At 47.5% G+C, this 13,227-nt stretch carries 14 protein-coding genes; 10 read left to right on the forward strand and 4 right to left on the reverse strand.

Features of this window, described 5'->3' with window-relative positions:
• Nucleotides 1–264: 264 nt before the first annotated feature.
• The 3 genes from KP014_RS05370 to KP014_RS05380 all read right to left on the reverse strand — a co-directional run bounded on the left by KP014_RS05370 (nt 265) and on the right by KP014_RS05380 (nt 2,991).
• Nucleotides 265–681: a hypothetical protein gene (locus KP014_RS05370; protein WP_036598001.1), complete on the reverse strand. Its 417-nt coding sequence runs from the start codon at nt 679–681 to the stop codon at nt 265–267.
• A 79-nt stretch (nt 682–760) separates the two neighbouring features.
• Nucleotides 761–1,957: a S8 family peptidase gene (locus KP014_RS05375; protein WP_051500285.1), complete on the reverse strand. Its 1,197-nt coding sequence runs from the start codon at nt 1,955–1,957 to the stop codon at nt 761–763.
• Between the two features lie 152 nt (nt 1,958–2,109).
• Nucleotides 2,110–2,991, reverse strand: coding sequence for a hypothetical protein (locus KP014_RS05380; protein WP_036597999.1), 882 nt, complete (start codon nt 2,989–2,991; stop codon nt 2,110–2,112).
• 312 nt (nt 2,992–3,303) lie between these two features.
• On the opposite strand from KP014_RS05380, the gene KP014_RS05385 reads away from it, so the two are divergent.
• The 4 genes from KP014_RS05385 to KP014_RS05400 all read left to right on the forward strand — a co-directional run bounded on the left by KP014_RS05385 (nt 3,304) and on the right by KP014_RS05400 (nt 6,671).
• Complete coding sequence (locus KP014_RS05385; RefSeq protein WP_425517275.1) at nt 3,304–3,498, forward strand: hypothetical protein; 195 nt, start codon at nt 3,304–3,306, stop codon at nt 3,496–3,498.
• Between the two features lie 244 nt (nt 3,499–3,742).
• Entirely contained in the window at nt 3,743–4,627 is an 885-nt protein-coding gene (locus KP014_RS05390) for a hypothetical protein (protein WP_036597994.1), read from the forward strand.
• Between the two features lie 209 nt (nt 4,628–4,836).
• Nucleotides 4,837–5,340 carry a PTS sugar transporter subunit IIA gene (locus tag KP014_RS05395; protein WP_036597992.1) on the forward strand — a complete coding sequence of 168 codons (504 nt, stop codon included), beginning with the start codon at nt 4,837–4,839 and terminating at the stop codon, nt 5,338–5,340.
• 194 nt (nt 5,341–5,534) lie between these two features.
• Nucleotides 5,535–6,671, forward strand: a complete 1,137-nt coding sequence (locus tag KP014_RS05400; RefSeq protein WP_063619507.1) for a GGDEF domain-containing protein — start codon at nt 5,535–5,537, stop codon at nt 6,669–6,671.
• A gap of 315 nt (nt 6,672–6,986) precedes the next feature.
• Here KP014_RS05400 and KP014_RS05405 read toward each other — a convergent pair whose 3' ends face one another.
• Entirely contained in the window at nt 6,987–7,193 is a 207-nt protein-coding gene (locus tag KP014_RS05405) for a hypothetical protein (RefSeq protein ID WP_216700456.1), read from the reverse strand.
• 515 nt (nt 7,194–7,708) lie between these two features.
• Here KP014_RS05405 and KP014_RS05410 point away from each other — a divergent pair.
• The 6 genes from KP014_RS05410 to KP014_RS05435 are packed head-to-tail and all read left to right on the forward strand — an operon-like array spanning nt 7,709 to nt 13,163.
• The gene (locus tag KP014_RS05410) at nt 7,709–8,098 is read left to right on the forward strand and encodes a NusG domain II-containing protein (RefSeq protein ID WP_036597990.1); all 390 of its coding nucleotides are present in this window, start codon (nt 7,709–7,711) and stop codon (nt 8,096–8,098) included.
• Entirely contained in the window at nt 8,082–8,633 is a 552-nt protein-coding gene (locus KP014_RS05415) for a Gx transporter family protein (protein WP_036597988.1), read from the forward strand. Before KP014_RS05410 ends, KP014_RS05415 begins: the two co-directional genes overlap by 17 nt.
• 33 nt (nt 8,634–8,666) lie before the next feature.
• A complete protein-coding gene (locus KP014_RS05420) occupies nt 8,667–9,533 on the forward strand; it encodes an ATP-binding cassette domain-containing protein (RefSeq protein ID WP_343223051.1) in 867 nt (288 codons plus the stop codon).
• On the forward strand, nt 9,509–10,405 hold the full coding sequence (locus KP014_RS05425) for an ATP-binding cassette domain-containing protein (RefSeq protein WP_090834727.1): 897 nt from the start codon (nt 9,509–9,511) through the stop codon (nt 10,403–10,405). Before KP014_RS05420 ends, KP014_RS05425 begins: the two co-directional genes overlap by 25 nt.
• Nucleotides 10,398–11,189: an energy-coupling factor transporter transmembrane component T family protein gene (locus tag KP014_RS05430; protein WP_036597249.1), complete on the forward strand. Its 792-nt coding sequence runs from the start codon at nt 10,398–10,400 to the stop codon at nt 11,187–11,189. Before KP014_RS05425 ends, KP014_RS05430 begins: the two co-directional genes overlap by 8 nt.
• A 42-nt stretch (nt 11,190–11,231) precedes the next feature.
• Nucleotides 11,232–13,163, forward strand: coding sequence for a peptidase U32 family protein (locus tag KP014_RS05435; protein ID WP_036597251.1), 1,932 nt, complete (start codon nt 11,232–11,234; stop codon nt 13,161–13,163).
• The last annotated feature ends 64 nt before the right edge of the window (nt 13,164–13,227 follow it).

The raw sequence follows: 13,227 nt of genomic DNA on the forward strand, positions 1-13,227 counted from the left end.
CCGACGAGGTTATTTTATTACCACCAGCAAATCCTCTGTGTTATTCCGTACATTACCAACCTTTTGCGATACAGGGTATCCCGTATCTTTCCTGGGTCATACGCCTTCAACAGCTTCGTAAGAGCTTCCTCATCGTTGTTTCCGCGATCTAGCCATTCGCTTCATCGTCCGGACGCAAGATCACCATCATGCGAGTTTTGTATGCTTGCCATAAGGCTATTGGGTTCGGTGGTGATGATTGTAAATGTGCATTTGATATAATAACTATTCTATGATAGGAATAGATGAGGTTGTAATATCTTCACCATTAAGAACAATTTTTTCTAGTGATTTATCTTTTACTGTGATACAAAACAATTTCTCATTTACTTGATCAGACGGTCTCAGTTTAACATCTATTAATATCGATTTTTTTCCGTTGGAGTCTATTGAAACGGAATCAATAGATTTTTTATCAACAGGATTTTTATAGTTTACATAGAGATAGTATATATTGCCTTCTTCAGACTCATTGATCCTACCAATATATATTCCATTCGCTTTACCGTTACTTTCAATCCACTTTTTAACGTTAACGTCTGCAGATCTTACGTCAAGTTCCTTAACTGAATAATTTACAATACTTGAGCATCCTGTAGCAAAGATTGAAATTAAAATAAATAAAGATAGTAATTTCTTCAAAGTTAAACTCCTTTCAGAAAAACAAATATGATTGATGCAATAGTATTGGCATAGATTGGTTATGTTTGAAACTATTTTTCTATATAGTTAATTTATTAACGGCAGCATTTACATTAATAAATCCGGCCCCATAAATATTGTCTTTTCCGGGTACTCCTAAGTCAGTTGCTGTTAATTCAATTATTTGTTTTATTTCATATGGGGTAGATATACCATCACCGTTAATATCAGCTTTAGCAGGAACAGAAAGTAAAATAGCTGCTTCACCTGTTACGTGTGGAGTTGCCATTGAAGAACCGCTTAACCCCGCATACATAGAGCCCAAGTAAGTAGAAAAAATGTTGACACCTGGAGCAACGACATCAACCTTCCCACTTGGAGCAAATGATGCTTTATTAAAATTTGTATCTACAGCTGAAACCGATATTACCTCTGGATAGGCTGCAGGATAATTTACAATACTAGAAGAATCATTTCCTGCTGCAGCTACAACAACTATTCCTGCTTCATAGGCTTTAATTATAATATCATGAAGCAACTGACTATCTGCATTAGCACCAAAGCTTATATTTATTACATTCATATTATTATTAATTGACCAGTTTATACCCTCAATTATATCAGAAAGATAACCATTCCCTAGACTATCAAAAGCTTTTATCGCATAAATATTAGCTTTTGGAACTACACCAACCACACCAATATTATTATGCTCAGCAGCAATAATACCAGCAACATGTGTCCCGTGACCATTATCATCGTTATATGATTTTTTTGAATTGATTGAATTAAAGCCACCTTTAATATTTTCTAATAAGTCAGGATGAGAAATGTCAACTCCAGTATCAATGATCGCTATTTTTATCGAACTTGAATCAACAGTAGAAAAAGTATGCTCAGCATCGATACTATCAATTCCCCAAGGTAAGACTTCAGTTGGTTGAAGAGGTGGTACGGAATCTGAAGGTGTACGTTTACCTAATAACTTAACTTCCAGATCATCTTCAATATAAGAGATAGTAGAGTTTGATTTTATTGCGTTTATAGAATTAGTGTTCAAATACGCTACAACACCATTAACAGTATCCAAATCTTTAACTTTTACTCCCTGCATATCAGATATTACTTTATCAATTTGATCTTTACTTACATGGTTTTCGAAAACGATTATTTTCCTTTGTTTACTACTTTCTCCATTAGCTATAGTTTGAGAAAGAGTTAATGTACTAATAAAAAATATTATAAAAAAAATTGCAGTAATTTTTTTGTTATACATATAATCCGTCCTTTAAATTAATAGTAGAATTAAGCAATTGCTCTTGCTCAATTCAAAATTCATTCAAATTGATTTCAAAAAAAATTAAAGGTAGTATATTAGTTTATACTACCTTTAATAAATATTAAATTATTCTAATTTCATATTTTAACTTATAGCGATTGATACTTATAATTTTGTGCTTCTGTACTAGTCCCGATAGAAAAATCGACAGAAAGCCCTGCTGGGAACGAAATACTAATAGCGGGAATGCCAACTGCAGCATGACCATAAGTTGGTTGAACTGCAACTTCATTTACTAATGCACTTTTAAATATTTTGTAACCGAATTTTCCCTTTTTAGCATAAAGTCCACCAATATCGTTGTTATGGTATCCCATATCAATTTTAATATAAGCACCTCTATTAAGATCAGCCTGAACTGGAACGGTTTGTGTCTGTTGGTAAGCTTCAGACCATTCATCGTATAAATCATATTTACCAAAAGTATAAGAGCTAGCTGTGTCTAGGTACATGCCCTCAGACCAAGGAACCGCTAAGGCATCTGTAAATAAATTAATTGGTGCAGAGGACCATGTCCAGTCTGTTCTAAAATTGACTTGAGAATATGTGGAAGATTTTGAAGAAGTTCCATAGTATGTACTTAAAGCCAGCGTTGCTGATATAGAATATAGTTGTTCTTCTGTACCTGTATAATTTTTAATATCTTTTATTTGTTCTTGTGTATACCCTAAATCTTTAAGTAATTTCACATCTACTTTTGCAAGTTTATCAGCCTTTTCCTTAATTTCTTTTTTATAATCCACACTTCTTAGTTCTTTAATCTTCTCCTCCGAAAACCCCTCATTAATTAGCTGCTCATCACTCTTACTATTAAATTTTTTGTACATATCATACTCATTTGTTACGGTTTGGCTTACCAATGTACCTTCATCGGAGCTTGATTCTGCTTTAGCGATACTGGAAAAGCAGATGCTTAGCATTAGTGCAAAAACTAATACTAATTGAGTTGGTTTCGTTAACAGATTTGACATTGAATTACCTCCTTAAGTTTATACTTGTATTATAATAAAAAATTTACTATTAATGGATGTCGAAAATGTGAATTTTTCCACTAACCCCATTGAGTGGAAAATAAACTTCTTATGGAAAACATACCAATGGATGGTTTGATATATTGACATAGAATCACCTCCCCTTAATAATATCGTTCCAAAAACAGGAAGAGGGAAAGTAAGAAGTGAGGGCATGATCCTAACAGGGTAATTTTATAGATTGCATAAAGAACGAATGTTCGCATATAATATACAAACAAATGTTCCTATCTGGAGGCGGACATTGTGAAGATGAATGTTGGTCAAATTATTGAAATTGTATATATAGACAAAGCCGGCAGGATTACGCAGCGGAAGATCGAGGTCAAGGGTATCCGAGAGGGCCGTATTCGGGCGACCTGCCTCACCACCGGCGCGCCGCGCGTGTTTCTGGACAGCAGCATCCTTGCCTGGCAGCCGGCGGGTGCGCGGCATGATGTCGGATAATTCACGTAAAATCCTGCGGATCATGTAGTGGTAAGCCCGAGATCGATAGATCTATGATTTTATGCCTAAGACAACATTCCTAATCTCCGTTGGAATGTCCCGAAATCTGATTCTTATTAACTATTTTCGACAAATATCCGATTAATTAATAGAAAGGGAAAAATAGGATGGTTGCTTTTTATTTGCAATTATGCTGCGATAGTTGAGTTACATAAGTTCAAAATTATGTTAAGGTGGGATTGTAGTGAATAAGTTATTCAAGTCTGTTATGTGTTTGGCTGTGGTGGTAGTGCTGCTATTCCCTGTAAGTGCGTTTGCGGCCGATAAGAGCCTGGATTCGGTTGTGGATTTTACCGGCTTTAATACTACGTTGACTGTCGGTGAGACCGCTGATTTCACCGCGCTTATTCATGACTCAAGTCTGTTGGAGATCGGAGATTATGACTTTGTTCCGGTGTCTTCCGATACTTCGGTGCTTAAGGTGGAGTCGGTATTAACGTATTATTCACATATTCATGCGGTTGGAGTCGGTACAGCGACTTTAACGGTTGATATAGGGCATGGGTATACACCGTACACTGTAACGATCAAAGTGGTGGATTCCCAGGATAGCGCAAATAACTCTGCCGAGGACAGTACCAATAATGATCCCGTGGACTATACCGCCTCGGACGATTACTATGGGACAGACGAAGATTATACGGATGATGACGCTAATGATGTGATGCTTGATGCCTTGGTTGAGTATGTTGACCAAATTGCACCGTTGGGGAAGTATGAGAATTTAGCATTATCCACGTATAACAAGTATCGGGTAGTGACTCCATCTAACCGCAAGAAAGCGTATTTGGCGTTCAACAACGTGATCGTTCCCAATTACACCAAACTTGTCGTGGGCTTGAAAAAGGCTGAGCCATCGAATGAAGAACTGGCTGTAATTCATAGCTATTATCTCTCCGGCGCCAAGCTCCAACTCGAAGGATTTACCATAATGAAGAACTCGTTGTACAGTACGAAAATTGATAAGAAAAAGTATGCTGAGGCTAACAAGAAGATGACCGCGGGTACCGCGCTGTTTAATAAGGCTTTAGCAAAGATGGATGAGTACAGCTCCAAATACGGCGGTTAATCAAACTATCTCTTCTTGAGCATCCTTGTTAGGCGGAATATGCGCGGTTTCCCGAAGTTTGGGGCCGCGTTCTTTGCTTTTTGCTTCGATCCGACGGTCATGGTGGAAATTCTTTGTATCGTAGGAAATGATTCCTTGCAATTTTATATGCCAGCAATGGACAAACATTTGGCTGGATAGCTCGATTCAGCAGAACGGGAGGAACTGACATGTTTGGATTCGCCAAAAAGAAAAAAGCCGCCAGGCTTATCGAGCTTGAGGCACCGCTAAAAGGAAAGATGCTGACGCTGGAAGAAGTGCCGGACCCGGCATTTTCAAGCGGCACCATGGGGAAAGGGAGGGCGATTCTGCCCTCGGAAGGTAAAGTAACGGCACCTTGCCCGGGCACGGTGGTCCATATTATGGAGAAGAGCAAGCACGCGCTGCTGCTCGAACACGAAACCGGGATTCAGATGCTGATACATGTCGGCATTGAAACCGTATCGTTAAAGGGAGAAGGCTTCCACCCCTGTGTGAGTGCAGGCGATAAGGTAAGCACCGGCCAGACGCTGCTGGAGTTCGACCTTGAGGTCATTGCAAACGCAGGGTTGTCCCCTATCACTCCAATCATCATACCTGACGGCCAGGACTTGATCGAGAGCGTGGAATTCACCGATGACACGGCCTCCCGGGCGAGCGGACCTTTTATCTGTATCTTGCTGAGGAATCAATAGAAATATAGGCAGGAATATCCTAAACTATCCAAATTACGACGCGGTTTTCCCGGTTACGGGGGGACTGCGTTTTTTATTGGCGCAATGCCTGGCTTTTGATTGATTAATTCCTCATTTTTCTGTACAATTTTCAAGATTATTATGAAAAGTTTGTGGAATCTTACCCTAAAATAATATTCTGGCGTGGTGAAGGAATGAGAATAAGGGACTTTGTAAATGCGTCCGATGCTTCCATACATAGGCAGACCAAATGGATCAAACGTTTTTTGGAGACTTATTGGGTTGTCATTGCGCTGCATTTTGCCGCCCAGCTGTATGCATACTATTTTCTTCCGTATGAGCTCGAAGCCGGGATTTTCTATTATAAGGTTCTTTTGGGGCCGACGCTGCTGATGGGCGGAAGTGTCGCGGCGGCCCAACTGGTTGACCGGTATGCGGTCAGATACTCTTTCATCTCCTTGTTTGCGGCGGGCACATTCGTCTCGATGGTGATTATCCACCTGAATATGGACATTCGCATTATAGGGGCTGTTATGCTGCTGCCCATTATGGCTTCAGCTATTTTCTTCCGGCTTGATTTAACTTTGTATACGGCAGTCTTGCAGATTGTCGCCTTCTGTATTCTGTACAATTGGGATTATCGGTTCAAAGCCTTTCTGAACCCGTTCGATCTGATATCCATCCCCATCTTCATTCTTGTCGGCACACTGGTGGCTGGCATTATTATCGTCAATGGACGCGAGCTTCTGTATGATCTGGAGACGACAATGACCGCCAAGCAGAATCTCATGGTCGAGAACGCCACGATGCTGAAGATATCCAAAACAGATGCTCTGACCGGATTGTTCAACCACATGTCGTTTCATGAATTTTATGAAAAAGCGCTGGAATACGGGGAATTAGGAGTCCCCTTTCATCTGGCTCTGCTCGACATTGATAATTTCAAAGGAATTAACGATAAATTCGGGCACCGGACAGGCGATCTCGTCTTATCCAGAGTGGCGTGCACCATCCAGGAAAATATCCCGCCCACCGATATCGCTACCCGCTACGGCGGTGAAGAATTTGCCGTACTGCTGTTTGAGCAGACGTTTGAGGAGGCGCTCTGCCTTATGGAGCAGATCCGGACGGCGTTCTCCGAGACGCGGCATGCGGAACTGGGCGGACTTGCCGTAACCGTGAGCATCGGCCTCAAAAGCTATGAGAAGGGAACCACAAAGGAACGATTGTTTGAAGATACGGACGCCCTGCTGTACGCCGCGAAACGCTCGGGCAAAAACAAAGTCGTTACCCCCTTTCAAAAAGTGGACGAAGGCAGCGCGGCATTATAGATGAAATGAGGATCGGCAGCTTCCCGTGAGCGGTGCATGGAAACTTTTAGGTTTTGGCGAAAATTTAAGGTCTTTTTCAGGTTTTGGTCAGGTTATTTTCAGGTTTGGGGTGTATATTGAACTTACCAAACACCCCCCAGTGTTTTGTAATATATTTCTTTTACGGTCCTGTCGACTCCCAAGGCAGGGCTGTTTTTTTTAAAGGGAATTGTTTAAGAAGAGAGAATGTGATCTATTTCACAACATAATGCAACAAAATAATTTATATTAAATTTAGGTAATTAAAATTAAATTTTTTAGATCAGGAAAGAGGAATTAAGGATGAAAGTAGAAGGCAGCTTCCGTCGCGGATTGGCTTTTGGCGTAATGTTGAGTGTTCCATTGTGGATGTCCCTGGCAGGCTGGCTGCATGTTCTGTAAAATGGACAGCGCCCGGCATCCGCAAGCAGCGGTTACCGAGCGCTTAGTATGTTTGGCGGAAACGCCTGTGTCCGTATGACAAGTCCGGTCGTTTCCGTTCATGTATATTTAATCTTCCCGCCGTTCGTGAGCAACGGGCTTATACTCCTCTTTATTTCCAGCAGCCGTATGGGGATAATAGCTCTGCATCCAAAACGACAAAAGCCCTGCCTCTCTTTTGTCCTTGCGGCTCCAATGACCGCGCCAGCGTGAGTCGGAAAACCAGTTTGAATATCATCTCATATAAATAAGGAAGAGTCGCGCAAGAAAATGTGGAACCTTCTTTTTGGCGAATCCATAGTTTCGGAAAAATCAAATATTATTAAATTTTAACATATAAATATCCGGAATGCAACAAGCTTCCAGCGTTTTCGCCCGGCGATGAGGCCCATGGCCTGCCTGGGATGGAATATCCCGAAAAAACCGGATCATCCTTTTTTTTCTAGTGATTAATATACATTTTGTGAAGTCCGTTCAAATTCAGAGAATAAGCTTTCGCATTCATTGAAGGATTTACAAGAGGCCGTTATAATTATTAAGTCTGGTTATCATTTGATTAAAAAATAAGGGAGAATTTTATGAAACGCGCAGATATGCTGTTGATTGCCGTCATATTGATCGCTGCGCTGGCTTTTCTCGTGCCCCGTTATTTGTCCGGCAATGAGGGCAAAGGGGGAGAAGGGAAAGAACTGGTGGCGAATATCACGGTGGATGGCAAGCATTACCGTACCATTAAGCTCACCAAAGAGGAACAGACGATCGATATCCGTACGGAACGCGGCTATAACATTCTTAAAGTGCATGATTACGGGGTAGAGATGTACGAAGCGGACTGCCCGGACCAAGTATGTCTCGGCTTCGGTTTTATTACCCGGCCTAAACAGACGATCGTCTGTCTGCCGCATCGGGTGCTGGTGGAAATCGCAAGTCCGGCGGGGGAGGATGAAATTGATGGGTTTGTCCAATAGCGAATCAAGCCAGGCGCTGAAGAGAACGGTGATTGTCGCCATTTTTTCCGCGGTGGCTGTAGTGCTCGGCATTGTGGAGGCGCAGATTCCTCTGTCCGCGATGGGACTTATGCCGGGGGCGAAGCTGGGCTTTGCCAACATTATGATTCTGACCTGCATCTATTTTTTGCGCGGGCGCGACGCCTTTATGCTTGTTATCCTGAAAACGCTTCTTACCGCATTTATCCTGGGTACCTTCTCCAGTCTGCTGTTCAGCCTGTTCGGCTCGCTGCTCAGCTTCATAGTCATGTTCCTGCTGATGAAGGGAGGGCGCATGCAGCTGAGCCTGATCGGGGTCAGTATCGCGGGAAGCATCGCACATAACATCGGGCAACTGGCGGCGGCCTCCATGGTGATGGGGACCACGAGCATAATGTATTATCTGCCGATCCTGCTCGTGACCGGGATTGTCACCGGAGTTGCGGTCGGTTATGCGGTTCGCTATCTGGTGTCCTCGTTGTCCCAAATATCGCTGTTCGAGGAATTTTTACGCTAAGCTTGAACGAGCCGCGGGGAGGATGAACACAGCATGAACGAAATGAACGGAACGCGGCATTCCGCAGAGCACGGCCCAGACGCCATTGTGCTGAAGGACGTGTCTTTCGGCTATGACCCGGAGAATCCGATCCTGCAGGGGATCTCGCTTTGCATCCCGAAGGGGCAATGGGTTGGCCTGGTAGGCGCGAGCGGATCAGGCAAATCGACGCTGGTGAAGCTGCTCAATGCGCTGCTTCCCAAAAGCGCCGGCGAAATTGCCGTTTGCGGCGAGGTGCTGAGTGAAGAAAGCGTCCCAAGCATCCGCCGGAAGATCGGCATGGTGTTTCAGAATCCGGACAACCAGTTCGTCGGGGAGACGGTGGAGGAGGATATCCTTTTCGGCCTGGAAGGGCTGTGTTTGTCCCGGGAGGAGATGGACCGGCGTCTGCATCTGTACGCCGGCAAGCTCGGGGTTTCCGGACTGATGGCCAAGCACCCTGGAGAGCTGTCCGGAGGGCAGAAGCAGCGGGTCGCGATTGCATCCATCCTTGCCATGGAGCCGGGCGTCGTCATTTTTGACGAGGCCTCTTCCATGTTGGACGAAGAGAGCCGGAACGGGCTGCTGAGCATTTTGCGGGACATGCATGCCGAAGGGTATACGATTCTCATGATTACGCATGATGCCGATGAGATTATGGCCTCGCAGCGCGTGCTCGCGCTGAGCGGAAGCGGGCTGGCGGGGGATATGACACCTGCCGAGCTGTTCCGCAGCCGCGAGCTGATGGAAGAGTGCCGCTTGCGCGCGCCGTATGCCTGGGAGCTGAGCCGCGAGCTCGAGGCGCGGGGCCTTACAATCGGCGTTCCCGCCAGTGAAAAGGAGCTTGTAGAAACACTATGGCCATTCAACTGCAGCAAGTAAGCTATACCTATGCGCAGCGGAGCTTGTGGCGGCAAACTGCGCTGCACGGCATCGATCTCGACCTTCCCCAAGGGTCCATAGTCGGCATTGCCGGATCGACAGGGTCGGGTAAATCGACGCTGCTTCAATTATTCAATGGAATCCTGAGGCCGACGCAGGGAAAGGTATCGGTTCTGGATATTACGCTCCATGCCGGAGAGAAGACGCCCAAGCTGCTGCCGCTGCGGCGGCGGGTCGGGCTGGTCTTCCAATTTCCGGAGCAGCAGATGTTCGCGGAGACGGTGGAGAAGGATCTGTGCTTCGGTCCGCTCAATTTCGGCATGAGCCCGGATGAGGCGCGGGAGCGAGCGCGCCGGGCAATGCTTGACATGGGGCTGGACCTTGCGCTGCTTGAACGCAATCCTTTCCGCCTCAGCGGCGGACAAATGCGCAAGGCGGCCATCGCTTCGGTGCTGGCCGCGGACCCGGAGATTATCGTGCTGGACGAGCCGACAGCGTCGCTGGACCCGGCCAGCCGCAAGGAACTGATCGGACTGCTTACGAGTCTGTGCCGGGAACGCGGGCGGACTGTCATTGTCGTCACTCACCGGATGGACGAGCTTCTGCCTTATGCCGACCTCTGGGTGATTCTTAACCAGGGCCGCGCGGTCTTCCAAGGCGGTGTGAAGGAGTTGGCCGCGGACCCTTCCCTGCTCACGCGCTGCGGTCTGGCGGTGCCGGACTCGCTCCGCTACTGGCGGGCGGTTGCGGACCGGCTTGGCCTTGAGAACGAAGCCCCCCGGCTGACGGCGGAAGGGCTGGCGGAGCTGATTGTCTCCAGAAGCGGGAAAAGTGCCGCTTGCGCGGGGCAAGAGGGGGCCGGCCATGAATGAGCGTTTGCTGCTCGGCAGAAGCATTGAGACCGGCTCCTGGATACATAAGCTGGACCCGCGTTCTAAGCTCATCGGCATGCTGCTGTACGTCGCCGCCATTTTGCTGTCCCGGTCTTGGCCGGCCATGGCGCTGCTTGCCTTATTCTCGGTGACGGTGGCGGCTTCAACCCGGATTCCGCTGAAATATTATTTGAAGGCGGCCAAGCCGCTGCGGTATTTAATGCTGTTTATTTTTATCGTTCAGCTGTTGTCGGTCAAGGAAGGGGCGGTATGGCTGACGCTTGGTTCTTACTTCCTTCACGAGGAGGGGCTCAGGCTCGGCGCGTTCGCGGTAATCCGCACATTCCTGCTGGTTGCCTTTACTGCTCTGTTAACGTTCACGACCACTCCCGCCCGTCTGAACCAAGGGATGGAGGGGATCTTGTCGCCGCTCAGGTTCACCGGACTTTCTCCGGGCCGCTTTACGCTGATGGTCAGCCTCGCCCTGCGGTTCATACCGACCATTCTGGACGAGGCGCAGATTATTCTAAAGGCGCAGGCCTCGCGGGGCGCCGATCTCAGTGAGCTTCCGCTGAAAGAGAAGGGCCGGATGCTGGTGACGCTGCTTGTGCCCGTCATTGCCGGAGCGTTCCGGCGTGCCCAGGATCTGGTCTACTCCATGGAAGCGCGCGGCTTCCAAATGGATGCCCCCCGTTCGCGGTATCACCGCCTGAGGTGGGGCTGGGCCGATACTTTTTTTATCGCTATGTTCATTCTGCTGGGCGTTGCCGCAGCTATCCTGTAAATGGTCAGGTCATCAGGGGAGTCACTTAAGGAGGAAACACGCATGACGCGTTATTTTAACGGAAAAGAAATTGAATTGCTGGCGCCAGCCGGCACCTTCGAGATTTTCAAAGAGGTTGTGCAGTCCCGCTGCGATGCGGTCTATTTCGGCGGACCCGTGCTCAATATGAGAATGATGCGCAAGGGCTACAATTTGACCCATGAAGAGATTGCGGAGGCGCTGTCTATCGCCCATGGCCTTGGCAAGAAGGTGTACATTACCGTAAACAACCTGTTCAGCGAGCAGGAGACCGAAGAAGCCCGCGAATATCTCGCTTTTCTGGACGGTGTCCGTCCGGATGCGCTGATCGTGCAGGATATGGCGGTGCTGAAGCTGATTCAGGAGATGGGGCTTACCCTTCCTATCCATGCTTCGGTCATGATGAATGTGCATAATTTGGAGATGATCTACGCGCTGCGCGATCTTGGCGTAAGCCGAGTGGTTACCTCGCGGGAGATGGACCTGCAGACGGCGAAGCTGCTGGGCACAAGGAGCGGAGTGGAACTGGAGTATTTTGTCCACGGCGATATGTGCTCGGTTCACGGAGCGAACTGCTACTACAGCTCTCATGTGTTCGGAATGAGCAGCAACCGGGGCAAATGCATGAAGCCCTGCCGGTGGAATTACCGGATTAAAAAGGACGGCTATGTCTTCCCGGCGGATTACCCGCTCGCGGTCAAGGATATGTTCATGTACGAGAATTTGCCGGAGCTGATCGAATCGGGAATCACCTCTTTCAAAATCGAAGGCCGCATGCGCGACAAGGATTTTATGGTCATGCTCGTCAACAGCTACGGTGAAGCGATCGATCGGTACATCGAAGACCCCATAGGGTTCGACCGCACGGTTGATTCGAAGCTGCTGTACCAGAACCGCAAGCGCGATTTCTCCACTGCCTACGCGTTCGGCAAGCCGGGTCTGCGGAACATTAACCGCCGGTATGAAGGTACAGGCAAGTTCTACAGTACGGGCAAGGTGTTCAGTACGCCGACGGCGGAGCGTGAGCTATCCGAAGACCGTGTAATGCAGCTTAAGGGACGGCTTGCGCAGGAGGCGCGGCCTAAGCAGGCTCGGGTGAGTCCAGAGCTTGCAGTGCGCGTCAATAACATGGCGCAGGCCAAGGCCGCGCTGGAAGCCAAGGTGGGGTATCTATACCTGTCCGGCGACGTCTATGAGCCCGACCGTCCATTCACCAAGCGCGACATTATGGAGCTGGGCGCGCTTAAAGGAGAGACGAAGCTGTATCTGGGACTGCCGCGGATGATGACGGAGCTGCATTTTGACCAATACGACCAACTGCTGATTCATGGAGAACGCCTGCCGATTGACGGCCTGCTCGTAACCAATCTCGGCGCGATCCGCCGCTATAATACTTCCGGTTACCCCATGACCGGGGACGCCAGCCTCAATATCTACAACACTCTGGCCGCCGGGCTCTATGCAGGGCTTGGACTTAAGCGGATTGCCGTATCGCCGGAGATGACGCTGGAGCATTTTGCAACCTTTGCCTCCCGCTGCCCGCTGCCGCTGGAAATGGTGGTGCACGGCACGCCTGCGCTGATGTATATGGAGCATGATTTATATGAGAATGCCGAAGTGATGGAGCCGATCGGGGAGGAAGACAACCGCTATGTCGGCAACGATGTGCTTGTCCTGATGACCGACAAAGGGGAGAATCCGGTGTACCGGGATCAGCATGGACGCTGTCATCTGGTGTTCGCGAAAGAGCTGTGCTATCTGCCGATGCTGGATGAGCTGAATGCGGCGGGCATCTCCACTTTCCGTATTGAGGGATCGACGTATACGCCGGAACAGCTGGGTGCAATTATTACTGCATATCAGCAGGCAATGATGGGGGCCTCTAAGGAAGATTTGACCAACGACCTTCCGCCCGTCTATGCAGGATATACACTGGGGTCACTGCAATTTGATTAAATTTTAAATATCGATATCGTTGAAAAAGACGGCCGATTGCGGAGCGTGTTCTATGCAAGCGGCC

Source organism: Paenibacillus sophorae (genome assembly GCF_018966525.1).
Classification (GTDB): Bacteria; Bacillota; Bacilli; order Paenibacillales; family Paenibacillaceae; genus Paenibacillus_AQ; species Paenibacillus_AQ sophorae.

Coding starts and splice junctions, on each gene's coding strand:
- KP014_RS05375 (WP_051500285.1), bottom strand. CDS start 1,957: ATGTATAACAAAAAAATTACTGCAATTTTTTTTATAATATTTTTTATT.
- KP014_RS05380 (WP_036597999.1), bottom strand. CDS start 2,991: ATGTCAAATCTGTTAACGAAACCAACTCAATTAGTATTAGTTTTTGCA.
- KP014_RS05385 (WP_425517275.1), top strand. CDS start 3,304: ATGAATGTTGGTCAAATTATTGAAATTGTATATATAGACAAAGCCGGC.
- KP014_RS05395 (WP_036597992.1), top strand. CDS start 4,837: ATGTTTGGATTCGCCAAAAAGAAAAAAGCCGCCAGGCTTATCGAGCTT.
- KP014_RS05400 (WP_063619507.1), top strand. CDS start 5,535: ATGAGAATAAGGGACTTTGTAAATGCGTCCGATGCTTCCATACATAGG.
- KP014_RS05405 (WP_216700456.1), bottom strand. CDS start 7,193: ATGAACGGAAACGACCGGACTTGTCATACGGACACAGGCGTTTCCGCC.
- KP014_RS05410 (WP_036597990.1), top strand. CDS start 7,709: ATGAAACGCGCAGATATGCTGTTGATTGCCGTCATATTGATCGCTGCG.
- KP014_RS05415 (WP_036597988.1), top strand. CDS start 8,082: ATGGGTTTGTCCAATAGCGAATCAAGCCAGGCGCTGAAGAGAACGGTG.
- KP014_RS05420 (WP_343223051.1), top strand. CDS start 8,667: ATGAACGAAATGAACGGAACGCGGCATTCCGCAGAGCACGGCCCAGAC.
- KP014_RS05425 (WP_090834727.1), top strand. CDS start 9,509: ATGGCCATTCAACTGCAGCAAGTAAGCTATACCTATGCGCAGCGGAGC.
- KP014_RS05430 (WP_036597249.1), top strand. CDS start 10,398: ATGAATGAGCGTTTGCTGCTCGGCAGAAGCATTGAGACCGGCTCCTGG.
- KP014_RS05435 (WP_036597251.1), top strand. CDS start 11,232: ATGACGCGTTATTTTAACGGAAAAGAAATTGAATTGCTGGCGCCAGCC.